Origin of the sequence: Actinoplanes sp. NPDC051411 (genome assembly GCF_040682075.1) — a bacterium.
Classification (GTDB): domain Bacteria; phylum Actinomycetota; class Actinomycetes; order Mycobacteriales; family Micromonosporaceae; genus Actinoplanes.
On record NZ_JBFBAD010000064.1, the window covers coordinates 1 to 16,153 of the forward strand.

A 16,153-nucleotide genomic window follows, 5' to 3' on the forward strand; every position below is an offset into this window, starting at 1 on the left:
GGCCGGTACTGCCCCCAGCCGGCCGGGCGCGGCTCGTTTACCGGCGGGCCATGATCAGGGCCGCCGGATCGGTGCAGACCAGTTCGAGCGCCCGGGCCACCAGGCCGGCGTCGAAGGTCGAGGCGTGGAACGTCGCCTCGATGTGCAGGACCCCGTTCATCTCGCTGGTTGTCAGCGTGATGCCCTCCGGGCCGTTGAGTGTCGGCACGCTCTGGTTGACCCGCCAGGCCGGTTCGGTCGCCCAGGCCAGGTCGCCGAGCGTGTCGTGCCGGCCCTGGTTGCTGAAGGTCAGCCGGGGGCGGGGCCGGACCGTGATCTGCGACGGGAACGCGTCGGGCATTCCGGGGGCGCCGAGCAGCCCGATCTTGCCGGTACGCAGCATCATCATCGTCAGGATGCGGCCGGTGCCGAGTTCCGACTTGATCGTCGTGTGGATCGCCATCGGGTCGGTCAGGTTGTCCGGCGACAGGTAGGGCCCGAAGCAGAAGTTGCTGTCGATGATCGTGCCGTCGGCCAGGTAGCGCCGGGCGTCGGCCAGGAAGGTGCCGCCGGAGAGGTCGGGGTCGAAGCCGAGTTCGCCGAGAGCGGCCGTGAACGCCGCGAACGTGATCGCCGAGGTGGTGACTCCCGGGGCGTACTCGTCGCGCCAGGCCCGCATCTGCTTGAGCACCTTGGCCGACCGGGCCGTGCGGACCGTCAGGTCGGGCCGCCAGGGCCGCATCGCGGTCTCCTCGTGGGCCGGCGGCCGGGTGAAGCTGAGGCCGGTCTTCCAGCGTCCGGGCTTGGTGCCGAACTGCTTCCACCACGCCTTGAACAGCGCCAACCGGGGCCGGGCGAGCGGCGGGACGCGGGCCGGGCGGTATTCGGACGCCGCGTCGACCAGCTCGTGGAGCAGAACGTTGACCGGGCCGGCGTCGCCGTACGCGTGCGAGACCTTCATCGCTACGTAGCCGCCACCGACCAGGATCCGCACCGGGTGGTGCCCGCGCGGCTCGGCCTGCAGCTGCCGTGTCATCGCGTCGAAGTCGACCGGCCCGTCGCCCAGGTCGGTGACCGCTTCCTCGATGTACGGGCCGATCTCCGACGCGTAGAGGTGCTGCCAGCGGCCGCTCGACCGGTCGAGCCGGGACACCGCGCGGTGCTTCGGGTCCTCCTGGTAGAGGCCGAGCAGGGCCAGCCGGAGGCGGGGCGCGTTGACCCCGGTCAGCGGGCCGATCGTGCGGATGTATTCGAGCGGCAGCCAGGCCCGCTCGTGGACGGTGAGACGGGTCGTCGACATGACCTTGACTCCGGGCTCGTCGGTGGTGGTGAAAACGACCCGCAGGACGGTCGGGGCTACGAGCAGCGTCTCGATTCCCATCACGATGGCGACTGCGGCGACCAGGTCGGTGAGGCTGCCCCGGCTGCCGCCGTACCAGGCGGCCAGCAGTTCGGCGGCGCCGGCGAAGACCGAGAAGATTCCGGCGCCGCGGACCCGGTTCTGCACTCGCGACACGGCCAGGAAGAAGTGGTGGAAGACGAACGGCACGTACGTGAGGGCCAGGATGCGCAGCGCCGTCGTCGCGGAAGCCGCGTAGGCGTGGCCGAAGACCGACATGATCGGGCCGGCCAGAGCGACCACCAGCAGCGAGACCGGCAGGCCGCCGCCCAGGCAGAGGGCCAGGCCGACCCGTACCTTGGAGCGCAGCGCGGCCCGGTCGCCGCTGGTCACGGCGAACAGGGTGAGCGCGATGTTGCCCGGCACCATGGCCAGGAACGACAGCACCATGAACGCGGTGTAGAAGGAAGCGTTGGCCTCGGCCGACAGCACCGCGGTGACGACCAGCGGCAGCGCGGCCCGGGGCAGATAGGTCGCCAGGTTGAGCAGGTTGTGGTCGAAGGCGGCCCGGCCACGCCCGTGCAGCAGCGACAGCCGCGGCCGCAGCGAGTCGATCAGGCCGCGCCGGCGGAGCGCCCGGGCGAGGATCGCGGTCGACAGCACGATGCCGGCGACCCAGGTCAGCAGCAGTTCGCCGCCGTTGAGGGTGAACGGCAGCAGCGCGGCCGCGCCGAGCAGCACCAGCTTGATCACCGAGAACCAGGCGTTGCGCATCAGCTGCAACGGGCCCTGCAGCAGCCCGACCAGGGCCTCGTCGAGCACCAGGGTGATCGCGTTGAGCGCGATTCCGGCGACCAGCAGGATGGTCGCCGGAGTGCTGTTTCGCAGCCCGGGAAGGTAGAGGTGGGCCACGATCACGTAGAGGACGCCGCCGATGGTCGCGGCGGTGCCGGCGACCATCAGGCAGGTCGAGATCAGGTCCCACTTGCGGTCCTTGAGCGACGGCAGGTCGCTGATCAGCATGGTGCCCATGCCGAACATGCCGATCGTGCCGATCAGCGTCATCGCGGAGACGGCGGCCGAGGCCTGGCCGACGGCCGCGGCGGGCGCGATCCGCGCCGCCACCCACCAGTACGCGAAGCCGAACAGTGAAGTGATCAACGTGGTCGCCATCAGCGAGCCGGCGTTGAGGAAGAGGTCCACGTGCCCGCGCAGGCGGCCGGGCAGTCCCGTCCGGGGGAGGGCGGGGGCGCGGTGGGATCGAGCCTCGGTGGCGGTCACTCGACAACCGTAATTACTCGCCGTATATCTCGGGTAGGGCGAAGCGGCCGGAAGATCGGTTACCTGTCAGCGTGGTTACCTGGCCGAATGGCTGAGGAATGGGGCAATTGGGGTTGGTGCTAACAGTTACTTTAAGTTACAGCCAGCCGGACCGACGGAAACGCCAGTAGAGGCCTCCGCAGATCACGGCCATCGCCACGACCGCCGCCGAGAAGCCGTACGGCGACCCGAGCCCGGGGATGTGTTCGAAGTTCATGCCGTACAGGCCCGCGATCACCGTCGGCACGGCGGCGATGGCGGCCCACGCGGCGATCATCCGCATGTCGTTGTTCTGGTCGACCGACACCTGGGCCAGCCGGGCCTGCAGGATCGAGTTGAGCAGGTCGTCGAAGCCGGCCACCCGGTCGACCGCCCGGGCCAGGCGCCCCCGCACGTCGGCGAAGTAGGGGCGCAGGGCAGCCGGCGGCTCGGCCACCTCGACCAGCCGGGCCAGCGGCTCCTGCAGCGGCAGCACCGCCCGCTTGAACTCCACCATCTCCCGCTTGAGCTGATAGAAGTGGGCGATGCCGGCGCTGCGCTGGGCGGCGAAGGTCTCCTCCTCGAGCCGTTCCAGGTCGCGTTCGACCAGGTCGGCCACCGCGAGATATTCGTCGACCATCTGGTTGGCCACGGCGTGCGCCACCGCCCACGGGCCCTGCCGGAGCGCGGCCGGGCGCTTCTCGAGGTCACGGCGTACGGGCCAGAGCGCGCCGGCCGCGCCGTGCCGCACCGTGATGACGAACCAGGGGCCGACCAGCACCGTGACGTCGCCGGTGTCGACCACCTCGGACGTCGCGGTCAGCTCGTCGTGCTCGACGTAGCGGGCCGTGCGCAGCACCAGCCGGGTGGTGTCGCCGATGGTGTCGACCAGGGGCCGGTGCCCGGGGTCGATCGTCTGCTCGACGACCAGCTCGTGCAGGCCGAAGATCTCGCCGACCGTCCGCATGGTCGCCCGGTCGGGCTCGTGCAGGCCGAGCCACACGAAGGCGCCCCGCTGCCGGCGGGCCTGCCGGGCCGCCTCGGTGAAGTGCGGCCGCTCGGGCCGGCGGGTGCCGGAGGCGTAGACGCCGCAGTCGACGATCGCGTCGGGGTTGGGGCGGCGCCGGGCGGCCGGGGCCGGCCGGTCGCGGGGGGCGATGCCCTCGATCAGGCGGCCGAGCGCCCGCGGGATGAGTTCGGACCCGAGCATGGCATGACCGTAGCGGTCGGGCGCGACACAGGACACAATCTGACCGCAATCTCCGGCACCCTGGTGTCATGGCCAACACCAGTGCCCGCATGCTGCGCCTGTTGTCGCTGCTCCAGACCCATCGCTACTGGGCCGGCCCGGAGCTGGCCGGGCGGCTCGAGGTGAGCGAGCGCACCCTGCGGCGCGACGTCGACCGGCTGCGCGAGCTGGGCTATCCGGTGGACGCCAGCCGGGGAGTCGCCGGTGGCTATCAGCTGCAGGCCGGGGCGGCGGTGCCCCCGCTGCTGCTCGACGACGACGAGGCGGTGGCGATCGCGGTCGGGTTGCGGACGGCGGCGGCCGGCGCGGTGGCGGGCTTCGAGGAGACTTCCGTACGCGCCCTGGCCAAGGTCATCCAGCTGCTCCCGCCGCGCCTCCGCCGCCGCGTCGACGCGCTGCGGGTGGCAACCGCGCCCGGCGGCTTCGGTGGCGGCCCGACCCTCGACGCGGACGTGCTCACCACGATCGCGCTGGCCTGCCGGGGCGAGGAGCGGCTGCGCTTCGACTACACGGCACGCGAGGCCGAGACGACCGCCCGCCACGTCGAGCCGCACCGGCTGGTCTCGCTCGGCCGCCGCTGGTATCTCGTGGCGTGGGATCTCGACCGCGGCGACTGGCGCAGTTTTCGCGTCGACCGGCTCAGTGAACCGGCGATGACCGGTGCCCGCTTTCGTCCGCGCGAGCTGCCGGGCGGCGACCCGGTCGCCTGGCTGCGGTCGCGGATCGCGGCGATCCCGACCCGGCACGAGGTGTCGCTCCTGCTGGAGGCTCCGGCCGAGCGGGTGCGGGCCGTGGTCGGCTATTGGGGGAACGTCGAGCCTCTGGACGATCGGAGGTGCCGGCTGCGGATGAGCGTCGACGATCTGAGCTGGCCGGTCATGGTGCTCGGCGTGGTCGGCGCGCCCTTCACCGTCGAGTCGCCGCCCGCCCTGGACGATCGGGTGCGGGCCACCGGCGAACTGTTGCTTGGTGCCACGGATCGGCGCCCCCGTGGCGCCGATCCGCAGTGATGAAACTAGTCAACGGGTGCGACAACTTTCCGCTTGTTTCAGCGAAGGCTTATATAAGAATCAACTGGTCTACTTCGGATCCCGGAAACCGGATGCCGTGCCGTCGGTGAGTCCCGGATACTGGGCGCCGTGACCGATGTCCCGCGCAGTGTCGACGAGCTGATCGCGCTGACCGGCCCGGTGAAATACCTCTTCTTCTGGGGCCACCGGCCGCAGCCCGACGGCCGCCTGGGCCGCGGCTGCCTGAGTCAGTGGTGGCCGGCCGAGTTCACGATCGACGCCGTGCGCTTCCGCACCGCCGAGCACTACATGATGTGGCGCAAGGCGACCCTGTTCGGCGACACCGCGATGGCCGAGCGCATTCTCGAGGCGGAGCATCCCCGCGACGCCAAGATGCTGGGCCGCGGTGTGGCCGGCTTCGACGACCGCAAGTGGGTGGCCGAGCGCTTCGAGATCGTGGTCACCGGCAGCGTGGCCAAGTTCGGGCAGAGCGACGACCTGCGGGCGTGGCTGGTCGGCACCGGCGACCGGGTGCTGGTCGAGGCCAGCCCGACCGACCGGGTCTGGGGCATCGGCCTGGCCGCCTCCGACGAGCGGGCGTCCGATCCGGTCCGCTGGCGCGGGCTCAACCTGCTCGGCTTCGCGCTGATGCGGGCCCGGGAGCAGCTCAGGTCGCGTTGACGTCCATCGTCACGGTGCCCATCGTGCCCCGGAGGATGTATTGCGTGATCAGCGTGTGATAGCCCTCGGTCAGCGGCACCGTGATGCCGGTCAGCGCGCACGTGCGCTCGGGCAGCGTGCGCGGGCCCGGGCTGGCGTCCGCGTCGACCGGGCCCAGCCAGCGCAGCGCGACCGGCTGACCGTCCAGACTGGCCGACCCGTCGACGCCGACCTGCTCGGTGTAGTCGCGGGAGCACATCGGCAGCGTCACGCCCGACATCGAGGCGGCCACCACCAGCAGCGACGCGCCGGCCGGCACGTTGCATCCCCAGTTGGCCGAGGCCTGCCCGGAGGGGGCGGCGACAAACCAGAGGTCGGACTGCTTGTCGAACGAGCAGTGCGCACCGCCGCGCGGGGTGGTGCTCCAGGCCGACCACTGCTGCAGCAGGGGAGCATCGACGATCGGCGGCACGGGCGCGGCCGACGGCGACGCCCCAGGCCGGCCCGCCACCCCGCAGGCACCGAGGATCAGCGGGAGCAGCAGGAGGAGAAGCGCGCGTCGGAGCACTCGCGAGAGACTACCGCGCCCCCTCGATGATCGACGAAATGGGCAGAATGGTGGCATGACGATTCTGGGCGCCATCACCCTTCCGCAGAACCCGCCGGAGACCCTGCGCGAAGTCGCGACCACCGCCGACCAGGCCGGTCTCGACGAACTCTGGCTCTGGGAGGACTGCTTCCTCAACGGCGGCGTCGCCGCGGCCACGGCCGCTCTCGCCTGGACGACGAACGTGCGGGTGGGCATCGGCATCATGCCGGTGCCGTTCCGCAACGTCGCGCTCTGTGCGATGGAGATCGCCACGATGGCCCGGATGTTCGGCGGCCGGGCGATGCCCGGCATCGGCCACGGCGTTCAGGAATGGATGGGCCAGGTGGGGGTCCGGGCGGCATCGCCGCTCACGCTCCTGCGGGAGTACGCGTCGTCGCTGCGTTCCCTGCTGCACGGCCGGACCGTCACGATCGACGGCCGTTACGTCCACCTCGACGCCGTCAGACTCGACCACCCGCCGACTCCCGCGCCCGGCCTGCTGGTCGCCGCGACCGGCCCGAAGACGCTGGCCCTGGCCGGCGAGACGGGCGACGGCACGGTCCTGTCCGGCGGCACTTCCCCGGCCGACGTGGCCGCGGCGTGCAAGCTGATCGCCCCGGCCGGCGGCCACGACGTCATCGTCTTCGTTCCCGTGGCGAGCGGCCCCAACGCCGCCGCCCGGCTGCGGGCCGCCGCCGAGCACTGGGGCCAGTCGTACATCGGCGTGGGCGGCGAGCCGGCCACCATCGCCGACGGCGTCCGCGAGTTCGCCGCGGCCGGCGCCACCCGGGTCATCCTCAACCCACTGCCCGACGAGCCCTCGGCGGCCGGCTTCGTCCGCTTCGCCGCCGACCGGGTCCGTCCCCTGATCGACTGACTCCGCCTTGTGCCGCCGGGCTAGCGTGCCCGATATGCCGATTTCGCCGTATGTCAAGAGCCTGCGCGCCGACCTCGGGTCACGCCTCCTGCTCCTGCCCGGGGTCAGCGCGGTGGTCCTCGACGCCGCCGGCCGGGTGCTGCTCGGCCAGCGGTCCGACGACGGCTCCTGGGAACTGATCGCCGGTTCGATGGACCCGGGCGAGCAGCCGGCCGAGACCGTCGTCCGCGAGGTCTACGAGGAGACGGCCGTGCACGTGGTGACCGAGCGGATCACCAGCGTCTTCACCCATCCGCCGTACACCTATCCGAACGGCGACCGGTGCGAGTACGTCGACATCACGTTCCGCTGCCGCCCGGTCGGGGGCGAGGCGCGGGTCAACGACGACGAGTCGCTGCAGGTCGGCTGGTACGCGCTGGACGCCCTGCCGCCGGTCACCGAGCTGTCCCGCCGCCGCATCGAGACGGCCCTGACCCCGGGCGAGGCGGCCTGGTTCGCCGGTCAGCCCTGATCGAGCGGGCGCAGCCGCACGAAGTCGTGGTGCAGCTCCGACCCGACCAGGAATCTCTTCTCGCCGACCACCTCGAAGCCCTGCTTCGCGTAGAACTTTCCCGCCCGCACGTTCTGCTGGTTGACCCCGAGCCAGCACGACTTCGCGCCGGTGCGGGCGGCCTCGTCGAGGGTCGCCGCCATCAGCGCGGCCGCCGCCCCCGAGCCGTGCCGGTCCTCGGTCAGATAGAACTTGCTGAGCTCGATGCTGGTCGCGGCGTCCGCCGCCGCGTCCACCACCGCGGCCACGCCCGGGTCGGCGATCGGGCCGCCGACCAGCATCGAATAGCCGATCGGCTCGTCGTCGTGGGCCACGATCAGCAGGATCCGGGCCGGGTCGGCCAGATAGTCGGCGAAACGCTCCCGCGACAGGTGCAGCGCGATGAACGCGTCGACGTCGGCCGGGCGGGTTCCGGGCGGGCAGGCCAGGGCGAACGTACGCGCGGCCAGGTCATGCAGGAGATGTGCGTCGTGTGATCCGGCGCGACGAGTCGTGATCGACATGGAAAGACAGTTTAAGGTTTCCAGCGTGCGCGCTCCCATGAGACGACTCGGTGACGTCATTCCCCTTCCGGCGTCCGTGCGGCCCGACGAGGCCGCGACCTTCACTGTCACCGCCGGCACGGCGGTGACCGCCGACCCGGCTGTCCTCGGCGTCGCCGAGCGGCTGGCCGGGCTGCTCCGCGAGGCCTCGGGCCATCCGATCCCACTGAGCGGGAACGGCTCGATCAGGCTGCTGCTCGACGGCGAGACCGGCGCCGACGACGGGAAGAACCCCGAGGGCTACTCGCTGACGATCGAGGCGGACGGCGTCACGCTGCGCGCCCCGGCCGCTCAGGGCCTGTTCAACGGGGTGCAGACGATCCGGCAGCTGATCCCGCTCGGCACCGGCGGCGACATCCCGCTGCCCGGCGGCCGCATCGAGGACGAGCCGCGCTTCGCCTACCGCGGGACGATGCTCGACCTGGCCCGCCATTTCTTCGCGCCGGAGCAACTCCGGGCCTATATCGACGCGATCGTCCAGTTCAAGATCAATCACCTGCACCTGCACCTCACCGACGACCAGGGCTGGCGGCTCGAGATCGCCTCGCGGCCCCGGCTCACCGAGGTCGGCGGCGGCGCGGGCACGGGCGTCGACGGCGCGGGACCGGGGTTCCTCACCGCGGGCGACTACACCGACCTGGTGGCGTACGCGGCGGAACGCTTCGTCACGATCGTCCCCGAGATCGACATGCCCGGGCACGTCAACGCGGCCCAGGTGGCGTACCCCGAACTGGCGCCCGAGGGGCGCTCACCGCAACCACGCACCGACACCGAGGTCGGTTACAGCTCGCTGGTCGCGAGCAGCGAGAAGACCTACGAGTTCGTCGACGACGTCCTGCGGGAGGTCGCCGCGCTGACCCCCGGCCCCTACATCCACGTCGGCGGCGACGAGGCGTTCGCCACCCCGCCCGAGGACTACCGCACCTTCATGACCCGGGTGCTGCCGCTGGTCGGCAAGCACGGCAAGCGGGCCATCGGCTGGCACGAGATAGCCACCGTCGACCTGCCGCCGACCGCGATCCCGCAGTACTGGCGGGTCGAGCCGACCGACGACGGCGTGGCCCGCGCGGCCGCCGCCGGCCACCAGGTGATCATGTCGCCGGCCGACCGCACCTACCTCGACATGAAATACGAGAAGTACGACGAGTCGAGCCCGCTCGGCCTCGACTGGGCCGGTCTCGTCGGCATCGAGCGCTCCTACGACTGGGACCCGGCCGAACGCCTGCCCGGCGTGGGCGAGGAGTCGGTGCTCGGCGTCGAGTCGGCGCTCTGGTCGGAGACGCTGCGCAGCCTCGACGACGTCTGCTACATGACGTTCCCGCGGCTCGCGGCGATCGCCGAGGTGGCGTGGACGCCGCGGGCGGCCCGCGACTGGCGGCCGTTCAGCCGCCGGCTCGGTGCCTTCGGGCCGCGCTGGTCGGCCCAGGGCATCACCTTCCACCAGGACCCGGAGATCGACTGGGAGTCCTGACCGGCACCGGCACCACGATCCGGATGCCGTCACGCGGGCGGGCCGGGACGCGACCCAGGTCGATCCCGGTCCGCTGCGGCGGCAGGTAGTAGTCGAGCGCGGCCAGCTTCCGGGCCAGCGCCGACAACAGGGCGATGGTGATCTGCTCGCCCGGGCAGCGGTGGCCGGTGCGCGGATCGCCGCCGCCCTGCGGGATCAGCTCGAATTCGCCGATCGGGCGGCCGAGGAAGCGCTCCGGGCAGAACGCGTAGGGCTCCGGCCAGACCCGCTCGTCGTGGTGCTGGCCGTAGACGTCGAGCAGCACGAGCGTGCCGGCGTCCACACGAGCACCCGGTAAGCGCAGGTCACGGGTCGCCCGCCCGCCGAGGAACGGGGTGAACGGATAGAACCGGCGCACCTCGTGGGCGAAGGCCCGGGCGTAGTCGCCCCGTTCCAGGTGGTTTCGCAGGTGCGGCCACTGATCCAGGGCGTGGGCCGCGAAGGTGACGAGCCACGTCACCGCCGTCGCGGGCCGGATGACGTTGAGCACCTCGACGGCGGCGGTGCGCGGATCCAGCAGGCGCCCGTCCTCGCGGTGGTGCGCGATCGACGTCAGCGGACTGCGGGGACCGTGCTCACGGCGTACGTCCTCGATGATGGCGGCAAGCCAGCTCTCCCGGCGCCGACGGGCCGCGAGGGCCCGCGCATGGCGCGGACCGAGCGAAGCGAAACCATCAACCATGGCCAGGAGATCGGCCGGCAGCGCGGCCGGGTCGCGCTGGGTTTCCGGTACGCCGGCCCAGCGGGTCACCGCGGCCGCGATGATCCGGGCCGTCTCGTCGAACAGCGAGACCTCCGGCCCGCCCCGCCACCGCCGCGCGGCCGCCTCGAACTCCTCCTCGGCCAGCGCGGCCAGCCGGTCGACCCCGTCGCCGGTCAGCAGGTCGACGAACATCGCCTTGCGGTGCCGGTGAGCCGGCCCGTCGAGGGTGTGCACGGCGCCCCGGCCGAACAGCGTCGCCACCACCGGATGCGGCAGCGCGGTGTGCCGCTGAAGGTTGCCCTCGGCGTAGAAGAACCGCGCCGCCTCGGGACCGCCGATCGCGACCGCCCGCTGACCCAGCACCCGGAGGGGAACCGGCCGCCCATTTGCCCGGCGACGCAGATCGGGTAACCAGGCGTACCCCTTCAGGGTGAACAGGAGACTCTGGTCGATAGGCACCATGGCGGTCCGTATCCCCTTCGGTGACGGCCTGAGACCGGCTTCGAAAACTTCCTTAAATCTCCCCTCCGGCGGACCTCCCGTCTCCGGTTTCGTCGGACCGTCGCCCTAGAGTTGCCTCCGATCCGGTCCAACTTCGTCTTGTGGGGAGCGTGGGGTGCGCGAGGGCAATCGGGCGACGAGGTCGGCCGCCCTGGTCGCCGGCTTCTGGCTGACCGCCTGGCTCCAGGTCGTGGCGGCGCTGGCGATAGTCCTGCTGGTCCTGGCCCTCCTGCCGCCCGCGGCCGCGGTGCGGATCGGCGCGCCGCTGTGCATCGCCACCGCCGGGCTGCTCTGGTTCGCGACGGCGCGCGCTCTCCGCGTGCGCCACGCGACCCCGGCCGGCGTGCCGGTGACCCGCTCCGACGCGCCCGCGCTGTGGTCGCTGATCGACGCGGCCGCGGCCACCGCCCAGGCCGCCCCGCCCGACGGCGTGACCGTGACCGCCGACGCGCGGGCCTGGATCGGCGAGCGCTCCCGGCTGATCGGCCTGCGCGGCGGCCCCCGCCAGCTCTACCTGGGCCTGCCCCTGCTCCAGGCGTGGGACACCGCCCGCCTCGGCGCCGTGATCACCCACGAGTTGGCCCACAGCTCCACGGTCCTGGGCCGGTTCGCCCCGGTGGCCTACCGGGGCCGCCTGGCCGTGACCCGCATCGTCCGGCGCATTCCCCGGCGCAGCCCGGCCGGCCCGCTCCTGAGGGCCTACGCCTCGTTCTATCGCCGCCTCGACTCCTCGTTCGCCTGGGCGCAGGAACTCGCCGCCGACCGGGCCGCGGCCGCGTTCGCCGGCCCCCGCCCGGCCCTGGCCGTGCTCCGCGACGCACCCGCCCTCGAAGAGATGCAGCACCTGTTCCACGCCGAATACCTGAGCCCCGGCTGGCAGGCGGGCTTCGTCCCGCACGACGTCTTCGGCGGCCTCCTGCGCGTGCTGGCCGCCCGCCCCGACGAGATGGCCCGCCTCCGCACCCTCACCCCCGACCCCGCCCCCGAGGGCGACACCCACCCGCCCCTCGCCGACCGCGCGACCGCCCTGTCCGCCCTGATCCCTTCCGACGCCCAGCCGTCTCCAGAGACCCAGCCGTCTCGGGAAGCCCAGCCATCTCCTGAGGCCCAGCTTTCTCCTGAGGCCCAGCTTTCTCGGGAAGCCCAGCTTTCTCCTGAGGCCCAGCTTTCTCGGGAAGCCCACCTTTCTCCGGAGGCTCAGCGCTCTCCCGAGGCCCAGCCGTCGCCGGTCGAGGCACCGGCTCTCGCGGCCGTCGCGGCTCCCGACGAGCCGGCCGCCGTGCTGATCCCCGATCTGCCCGGCCTCGGCCGCGCGCTGCAGGCGGTGGCGTTCCCGGCGACCGGCCGCACGATCGTCGACTGGGACGAGTTCTTCAGCGTCACCCGCGCGGCCGAGATGGAACGCGAGGCCGACGCCGCCCTCCACGCGATCGGCCACGCCATCGGCACCCCGGTGCCCGGCCTGGCCGAAGTCCTCGACCTGGTCGCCGACGGCCGCCTGCCCAAGGCGGCCGAAGTGGTCTTCGCCGGTCTGCCCCCGGCCGAGGCCACCGACCGCATCACCGACCTGATCACCCTGCTGCTGGCCCTGGCCGCCCTCCGCAGCGGCGCCGCCCGCTGGCGCCACAGCTGGAGCGGCACCGCCGAACTGGTCGCCATCGACGGCGCCTACCTCGACCTGGCCGAACCGGCCCGCCTGGCCGCCGACCCGGCCACCGTCGACCTGGCCCGAGCCCGCCTCACCGCCCTGGGCATCGACCTGGCGGTGGCCGCCCCCGACCCGGCCCGCCCGCCGGCCCGCGTCCCGGTCCACGGCGGCGTGGTCAACGTGCTGGCCGACGGCGTACGCACCGACCTGCTCGTCCTCGAAACCGGCCTGCTCCTGCTCCCGGCCCTCCCACGCTCCCGCAACGGCGACGCCCGCCGCCGCCTGGCCCGCCTGGCCGCCGCCGGCATCAACCCCGACGGCACCCTGGCCGCCAAGCCGAGGGCCTCCGACACCCACCCGCCGACACCGGCCGAAACCGCGCTGACCGAGGCCACGGCCAGCTTCCCGACCGTCGTGCTGCGGGCGACCGGAGGCCCCCAGACCGACCCGGCCGCGGCCCGCCTGCTCCCCTATTCCGACGTGACCCGGGCCGCGGTCATGCAGGGCCGCCGCCGCCAGTGGGAGCTGACCCTGGCCGACGGCACAGTCCTCAACCTCCGCACCACCCTCGACTCCGACGAACTCCAGGGCGGCTGGGCAGCACTCGACGAGGCCGTCACCTTCCTGGCCCGCACCCGCACCCCGGCCACCCCACGCGACAGCGCCGCGGCGGACTCCGCTCCGGACCCCGCAGCCGCTCCCGGCCCCGCAGCCGCCCCCGGGTCTGCTTTGCCGGGGTCTGCAGCGTCCCGACCCGCAGCCACGCCCGGCTCCACAGCCGTCCCTGGACCCGCTCCGGCATCGGCCCCGTTCGCGCCGCCGTCCCGCACGGACGCGCCGCTTCTGCCCGCCACCGTGCCGACCCAGATGGCGACGCAGCCCGCACGCCTTTCCGATCTGGCCGCCACCCCGACCTCAGGCGGCCCGGTTCCGGCCCCCGCACCGATTTCCGGCGAGCTCTGAGTCTCGGCGAGCTCTGAGTCTCGGGGAGCTCTGTCTCCGGCGAGCTCTGAGTCCCCGGGCAGCTCTGAGTCCCCGGGCAGCTCTGAACCCTCCGGGCAGGTCTGGGCCGTACCGTCTGTGGATAACCGGCCGAAAGTGTCGTACCCATCGGCTTGACTGGACCCACCCAGTTCTGGGGTGGGGTGGGCATAGGGAGCGGCCGCAGAAACAGCGACCACTAAGCACGCGTACCAGACCACATGACCGCTTTGGCTGGTAAACGACGTGATCCGCTTCAGATCATGCGGAAAGCGGCGTGAACTTCGGCCGGTTGCTGAGCCGTACCTGAAAGCGATGGCGGCAACACCGTCGCATCCGCGACGTTCCAGCGACCAATCCGTCACCTTCGGTCACAATAATCTCAGGGGCAATTCGCTTACCGTTTCCCGGTTTGGGTACCTCACGGCCGGGACGGGGCGCGATCATCGCCTTGGAACAGGGGAGGCGCGCTGATGGATCGGGGACCGATGGCGCTCTTCGGGGCAATCGTGGCCGTCGGCCTCGGCCCCGCGTTGTGGCTGGGTGCACAGTTCGGCCGGTTCGACGTGGCGCCGCCGAGCCCGCCCGTGCCGGTCGACCGCACCCACGACGACACCACCCAGCTGATGGGCGGCACCGCCGGCGGCGGAAATGAGACCGGCGACGACAGCACTCCGGTCGGCGTCACTCCGCGCACCCACGTCCGCCCGGCTAAGGCCACCCCGTCCGCCACGCCGTCGAGCAGCCCTACCGACATCACCCCTTCGGCGTCCCCGTCCGTCAGCGGCTCCTCCAGCCCGTCCGCAAGCCCAAGCGACTCGACCGACCCGCCCACCAGCGGCGACGGCGGTGGCAACGGCGGCGACGATTCCACTCCGCCCTCGCCGCCGGCCAACGACGGCGACAACGGTTCCGGTGACAGCGGCGGCACGGGTGATGGCATCGGCGACGGCTCGCTCCACGCTGAGACCGGCAGCCAGATCCAGAACTGACCGCCGGCCAAGGGCCGGCGTGGGCCTCAACGCTGAGACCGGCGGCCAGATCCAGAACTGACCGCCGGCTGAGGACCGGCGTGGGCCTCAACGCTGAGACCGGCAGCTAGATCCAGAACTGACCGCCGGCCAAAGGCAGGCGTCGGCGTCAGAGGCGGGGCACGCAAAGGTCAGCCATCCAAGAGCCGAGGCCCGAGGCCCGAGGCCCAAGGCCCAAGGCCCCAGGCCCGGCGCGGGGGGCTCGGGACGGTCAACTCTCCGGGGTCAGCGCGACGACCGGGATCTGGCGCCCGCCCGCCTTCTCCTGGTGCTCGGCGAAGAACGGGAACTTCTCCTTGATGATCGACCACTCGCGGTCGTAGTCGGTGCCCGTCAGCGGCGCCGCGACGGCCGGGAACCGGGACTCCGGCAGCTCCACCGTGACCGCCGGCTCGGCGATCAGGTTCAGGTACCACGACGGATGCTTGGTCGCGCCCGCGTTGGACGCGATCACCAGCAGCCGGTCGTCGGATGCGGCCCGCACGTACATCATCGGGCTCGTCCGCTCCTCGCCGGTCCGCCGCCCGCGGGTCGTGAGCAGCAACAACGGCCGATTTGCCATCGACTTGCCACCATCGGCCCGGAACTCCGAGATCAGCTGCCGGTTGTACGCCAACTGGTCATCCGGCATCGTCATGAAATATCCTCTCTCGTCGGGAATGTTCGAGTCGGGAACGTTCGAGTAGAGCGCGGCCAGCCCGCGAGCCGTCCGTGCGAACAGCGCCCGAAGCTCCGGCGGCGACAACACTTCCGCCGAATCGCCGAGCTTCAGCAGTTCGATGTGCCCGTGCCGCACCGATTCGATCGGCACCGTGGTCACCAGCCAGCCGGACGCGTCCGGCCCCGAGGCCGCCGCCCGCGCCTGCCGGGACATCTCGGGCGGAAACACGAACGCCATCCGGTCGAGCGCCGCCGAGGTCATCCGGACGGTCGCCGACATCCGGTACACGCTCTGTTCGTAGCGGGAGGTCCATTCCCGCCAGAACGAGGGCAGGTCGAAATCGGCCGGCCGCTCCACGGGCGTCGGCAGCAGCGAGGCCGACAGAATGTTCGTCACCCGGTAGGTCGCGGTCCGCGTCGCCGACCCGGCCACCAGGTACCACCGGCCGGCCTTCAACACGACCCCGAGCGGATCGAGCGTGCGGGTCACCTCGCGCGGCGCTTTCCACCGCCGATAGCGGATTTCCAACTGCCGCCCGCTCCACACCGCGTCGGCGACGATCGACAGGTAGGGCGTCGGCTCGTCGGCCCGGAACCATCCGGGTGCGTCGAGGTAGAAGCGTTCGCGTACGCGATCGGCCCGTTCCGCCAGCTCACCCGGCAGCGACGCGCGCAGCTTGAGTTGCGCGGCGGCCAGGACCGAGCCGAGCCCCAGCTCGGCCGCCGGGCCCGGCATGGCGGCCAGATAGAGCGATCCCGCCTCGTCCGACGTCATGCCGGTGAGCCGGGTGCGATAGCCGTCGAGCAGTTGATAGCCGCCCGTCGGGCCCCGATCGGCATAGATCGGAACGCCGGCCGCCCCGAGCGACTCGACGTCGCGGTAGACCGTGCGCACCGAAACCTCGAGCTCATCGGCGATCGCCTGCGCTGTCATCCGCCCACGCGTCTGCAGCAACAGCAGGAGAGAAACCAAACGGCCGGCACGCACACCGGCCAAGCTATCCGGCGAAAGCTGACAACGGGCG

At 72.1% G+C, this 16,153-nt stretch carries 13 protein-coding genes; 7 read left to right on the top strand and 6 right to left on the bottom strand.

The window, feature by feature from the left end; translation table 11 throughout:
• Positions 1 to 37: 37 nt before the first annotated feature.
• The gene (locus AB0M88_RS30800) at positions 38 to 2,599 is read right to left on the bottom strand and encodes a lipopolysaccharide biosynthesis protein (RefSeq protein WP_364108422.1); all 2,562 of its coding nucleotides are present in this window, start codon (positions 2,597 to 2,599) and stop codon (positions 38 to 40) included.
• Between the two features lie 136 nt (positions 2,600 to 2,735).
• A complete protein-coding gene (locus tag AB0M88_RS30805) occupies positions 2,736 to 3,827 on the bottom strand; it encodes a magnesium and cobalt transport protein CorA (RefSeq protein ID WP_364108424.1) in 1,092 nt (363 codons plus the stop codon).
• Between the two features lie 68 nt (positions 3,828 to 3,895).
• Between AB0M88_RS30805 and AB0M88_RS30810 the strand changes: the two genes are divergently transcribed.
• Positions 3,896 to 4,876, top strand: coding sequence for a YafY family protein (locus tag AB0M88_RS30810; protein WP_364108426.1), 981 nt, complete (start codon positions 3,896 to 3,898; stop codon positions 4,874 to 4,876).
• Positions 4,877 to 5,005: 129 nt separating this feature from the next.
• The gene (locus AB0M88_RS30815; RefSeq protein ID WP_364108428.1) at positions 5,006 to 5,557 is read left to right on the top strand and encodes an NADAR family protein; all 552 of its coding nucleotides are present in this window, start codon (positions 5,006 to 5,008) and stop codon (positions 5,555 to 5,557) included.
• Here the strand turns inward: AB0M88_RS30815 and AB0M88_RS30820 are convergent.
• Positions 5,544 to 6,104, bottom strand: coding sequence for a hypothetical protein (locus AB0M88_RS30820; RefSeq protein WP_364108430.1), 561 nt, complete (start codon positions 6,102 to 6,104; stop codon positions 5,544 to 5,546). The genes AB0M88_RS30815 and AB0M88_RS30820 overlap by 14 nt on opposite strands.
• A 55-nt stretch (positions 6,105 to 6,159) precedes the next feature.
• On the opposite strand from AB0M88_RS30820, the gene AB0M88_RS30825 reads away from it, so the two are divergent.
• Both AB0M88_RS30825 and AB0M88_RS30830 read left to right on the top strand, forming a co-directional pair.
• The gene (locus AB0M88_RS30825; RefSeq protein ID WP_364108432.1) at positions 6,160 to 7,002 is read left to right on the top strand and encodes an LLM class flavin-dependent oxidoreductase; all 843 of its coding nucleotides are present in this window, start codon (positions 6,160 to 6,162) and stop codon (positions 7,000 to 7,002) included.
• Positions 7,003 to 7,036: 34 nt separating this feature from the next.
• Positions 7,037 to 7,513, top strand: coding sequence for an NUDIX domain-containing protein (locus AB0M88_RS30830; protein WP_364108434.1), 477 nt, complete (start codon positions 7,037 to 7,039; stop codon positions 7,511 to 7,513).
• On the opposite strand, the gene AB0M88_RS30835 is transcribed toward AB0M88_RS30830, so the two are convergent.
• Positions 7,504 to 8,055, bottom strand: coding sequence for a GNAT family N-acetyltransferase (locus AB0M88_RS30835; protein WP_364108436.1), 552 nt, complete (start codon positions 8,053 to 8,055; stop codon positions 7,504 to 7,506). The genes AB0M88_RS30830 and AB0M88_RS30835 overlap by 10 nt on opposite strands.
• A gap of 25 nt (positions 8,056 to 8,080) precedes the next feature.
• On the opposite strand from AB0M88_RS30835, the gene AB0M88_RS30840 reads away from it, so the two are divergent.
• On the top strand, positions 8,081 to 9,565 hold the full coding sequence (locus AB0M88_RS30840) for a beta-N-acetylhexosaminidase (protein ID WP_364108438.1): 1,485 nt from the start codon (positions 8,081 to 8,083) through the stop codon (positions 9,563 to 9,565).
• On the opposite strand, the gene AB0M88_RS30845 is transcribed toward AB0M88_RS30840, so the two are convergent.
• On the bottom strand, positions 9,525 to 10,769 hold the full coding sequence (locus AB0M88_RS30845) for a cytochrome P450 (protein WP_364108440.1): 1,245 nt from the start codon (positions 10,767 to 10,769) through the stop codon (positions 9,525 to 9,527). The genes AB0M88_RS30840 and AB0M88_RS30845 overlap by 41 nt on opposite strands.
• Before the next feature lie 154 nt (positions 10,770 to 10,923).
• Between AB0M88_RS30845 and AB0M88_RS30850 the strand changes: the two genes are divergently transcribed.
• Positions 10,924 to 13,419, top strand: a complete 2,496-nt coding sequence (locus AB0M88_RS30850; RefSeq protein ID WP_364108442.1) for a peptidase — start codon at positions 10,924 to 10,926, stop codon at positions 13,417 to 13,419.
• 491 nt (positions 13,420 to 13,910) lie between these two features.
• A complete protein-coding gene (locus tag AB0M88_RS30855; protein ID WP_364108444.1) occupies positions 13,911 to 14,429 on the top strand; it encodes a hypothetical protein in 519 nt (172 codons plus the stop codon).
• A gap of 250 nt (positions 14,430 to 14,679) precedes the next feature.
• Here the strand turns inward: AB0M88_RS30855 and AB0M88_RS30860 are convergent, their stop codons facing one another.
• Positions 14,680 to 16,116: a nitroreductase/quinone reductase family protein gene (locus AB0M88_RS30860; RefSeq protein WP_364108446.1), complete on the bottom strand. Its 1,437-nt coding sequence runs from the start codon at positions 16,114 to 16,116 to the stop codon at positions 14,680 to 14,682.
• Positions 16,117 to 16,153 lie beyond the last annotated feature (37 nt).

What these genes read in the sequence shown, in the direction of transcription:
- AB0M88_RS30805 (WP_364108424.1), bottom strand. Translation starts at nt 3,827, where the DNA reads ATGCTCGGGTCCGAACTCATCCCGCGGGCGCTCGGCCGCCTGATCGAG.
- AB0M88_RS30810 (WP_364108426.1), top strand. Translation starts at nt 3,896, where the DNA reads ATGGCCAACACCAGTGCCCGCATGCTGCGCCTGTTGTCGCTGCTCCAG.
- AB0M88_RS30825 (WP_364108432.1), top strand. Translation starts at nt 6,160, where the DNA reads ATGACGATTCTGGGCGCCATCACCCTTCCGCAGAACCCGCCGGAGACC.
- AB0M88_RS30830 (WP_364108434.1), top strand. Translation starts at nt 7,037, where the DNA reads ATGCCGATTTCGCCGTATGTCAAGAGCCTGCGCGCCGACCTCGGGTCA.
- AB0M88_RS30835 (WP_364108436.1), bottom strand. Translation starts at nt 8,055, where the DNA reads ATGTCGATCACGACTCGTCGCGCCGGATCACACGACGCACATCTCCTG.
- AB0M88_RS30845 (WP_364108440.1), bottom strand. Translation starts at nt 10,769, where the DNA reads ATGGTGCCTATCGACCAGAGTCTCCTGTTCACCCTGAAGGGGTACGCC.
- AB0M88_RS30855 (WP_364108444.1), top strand. Translation starts at nt 13,911, where the DNA reads ATGGATCGGGGACCGATGGCGCTCTTCGGGGCAATCGTGGCCGTCGGC.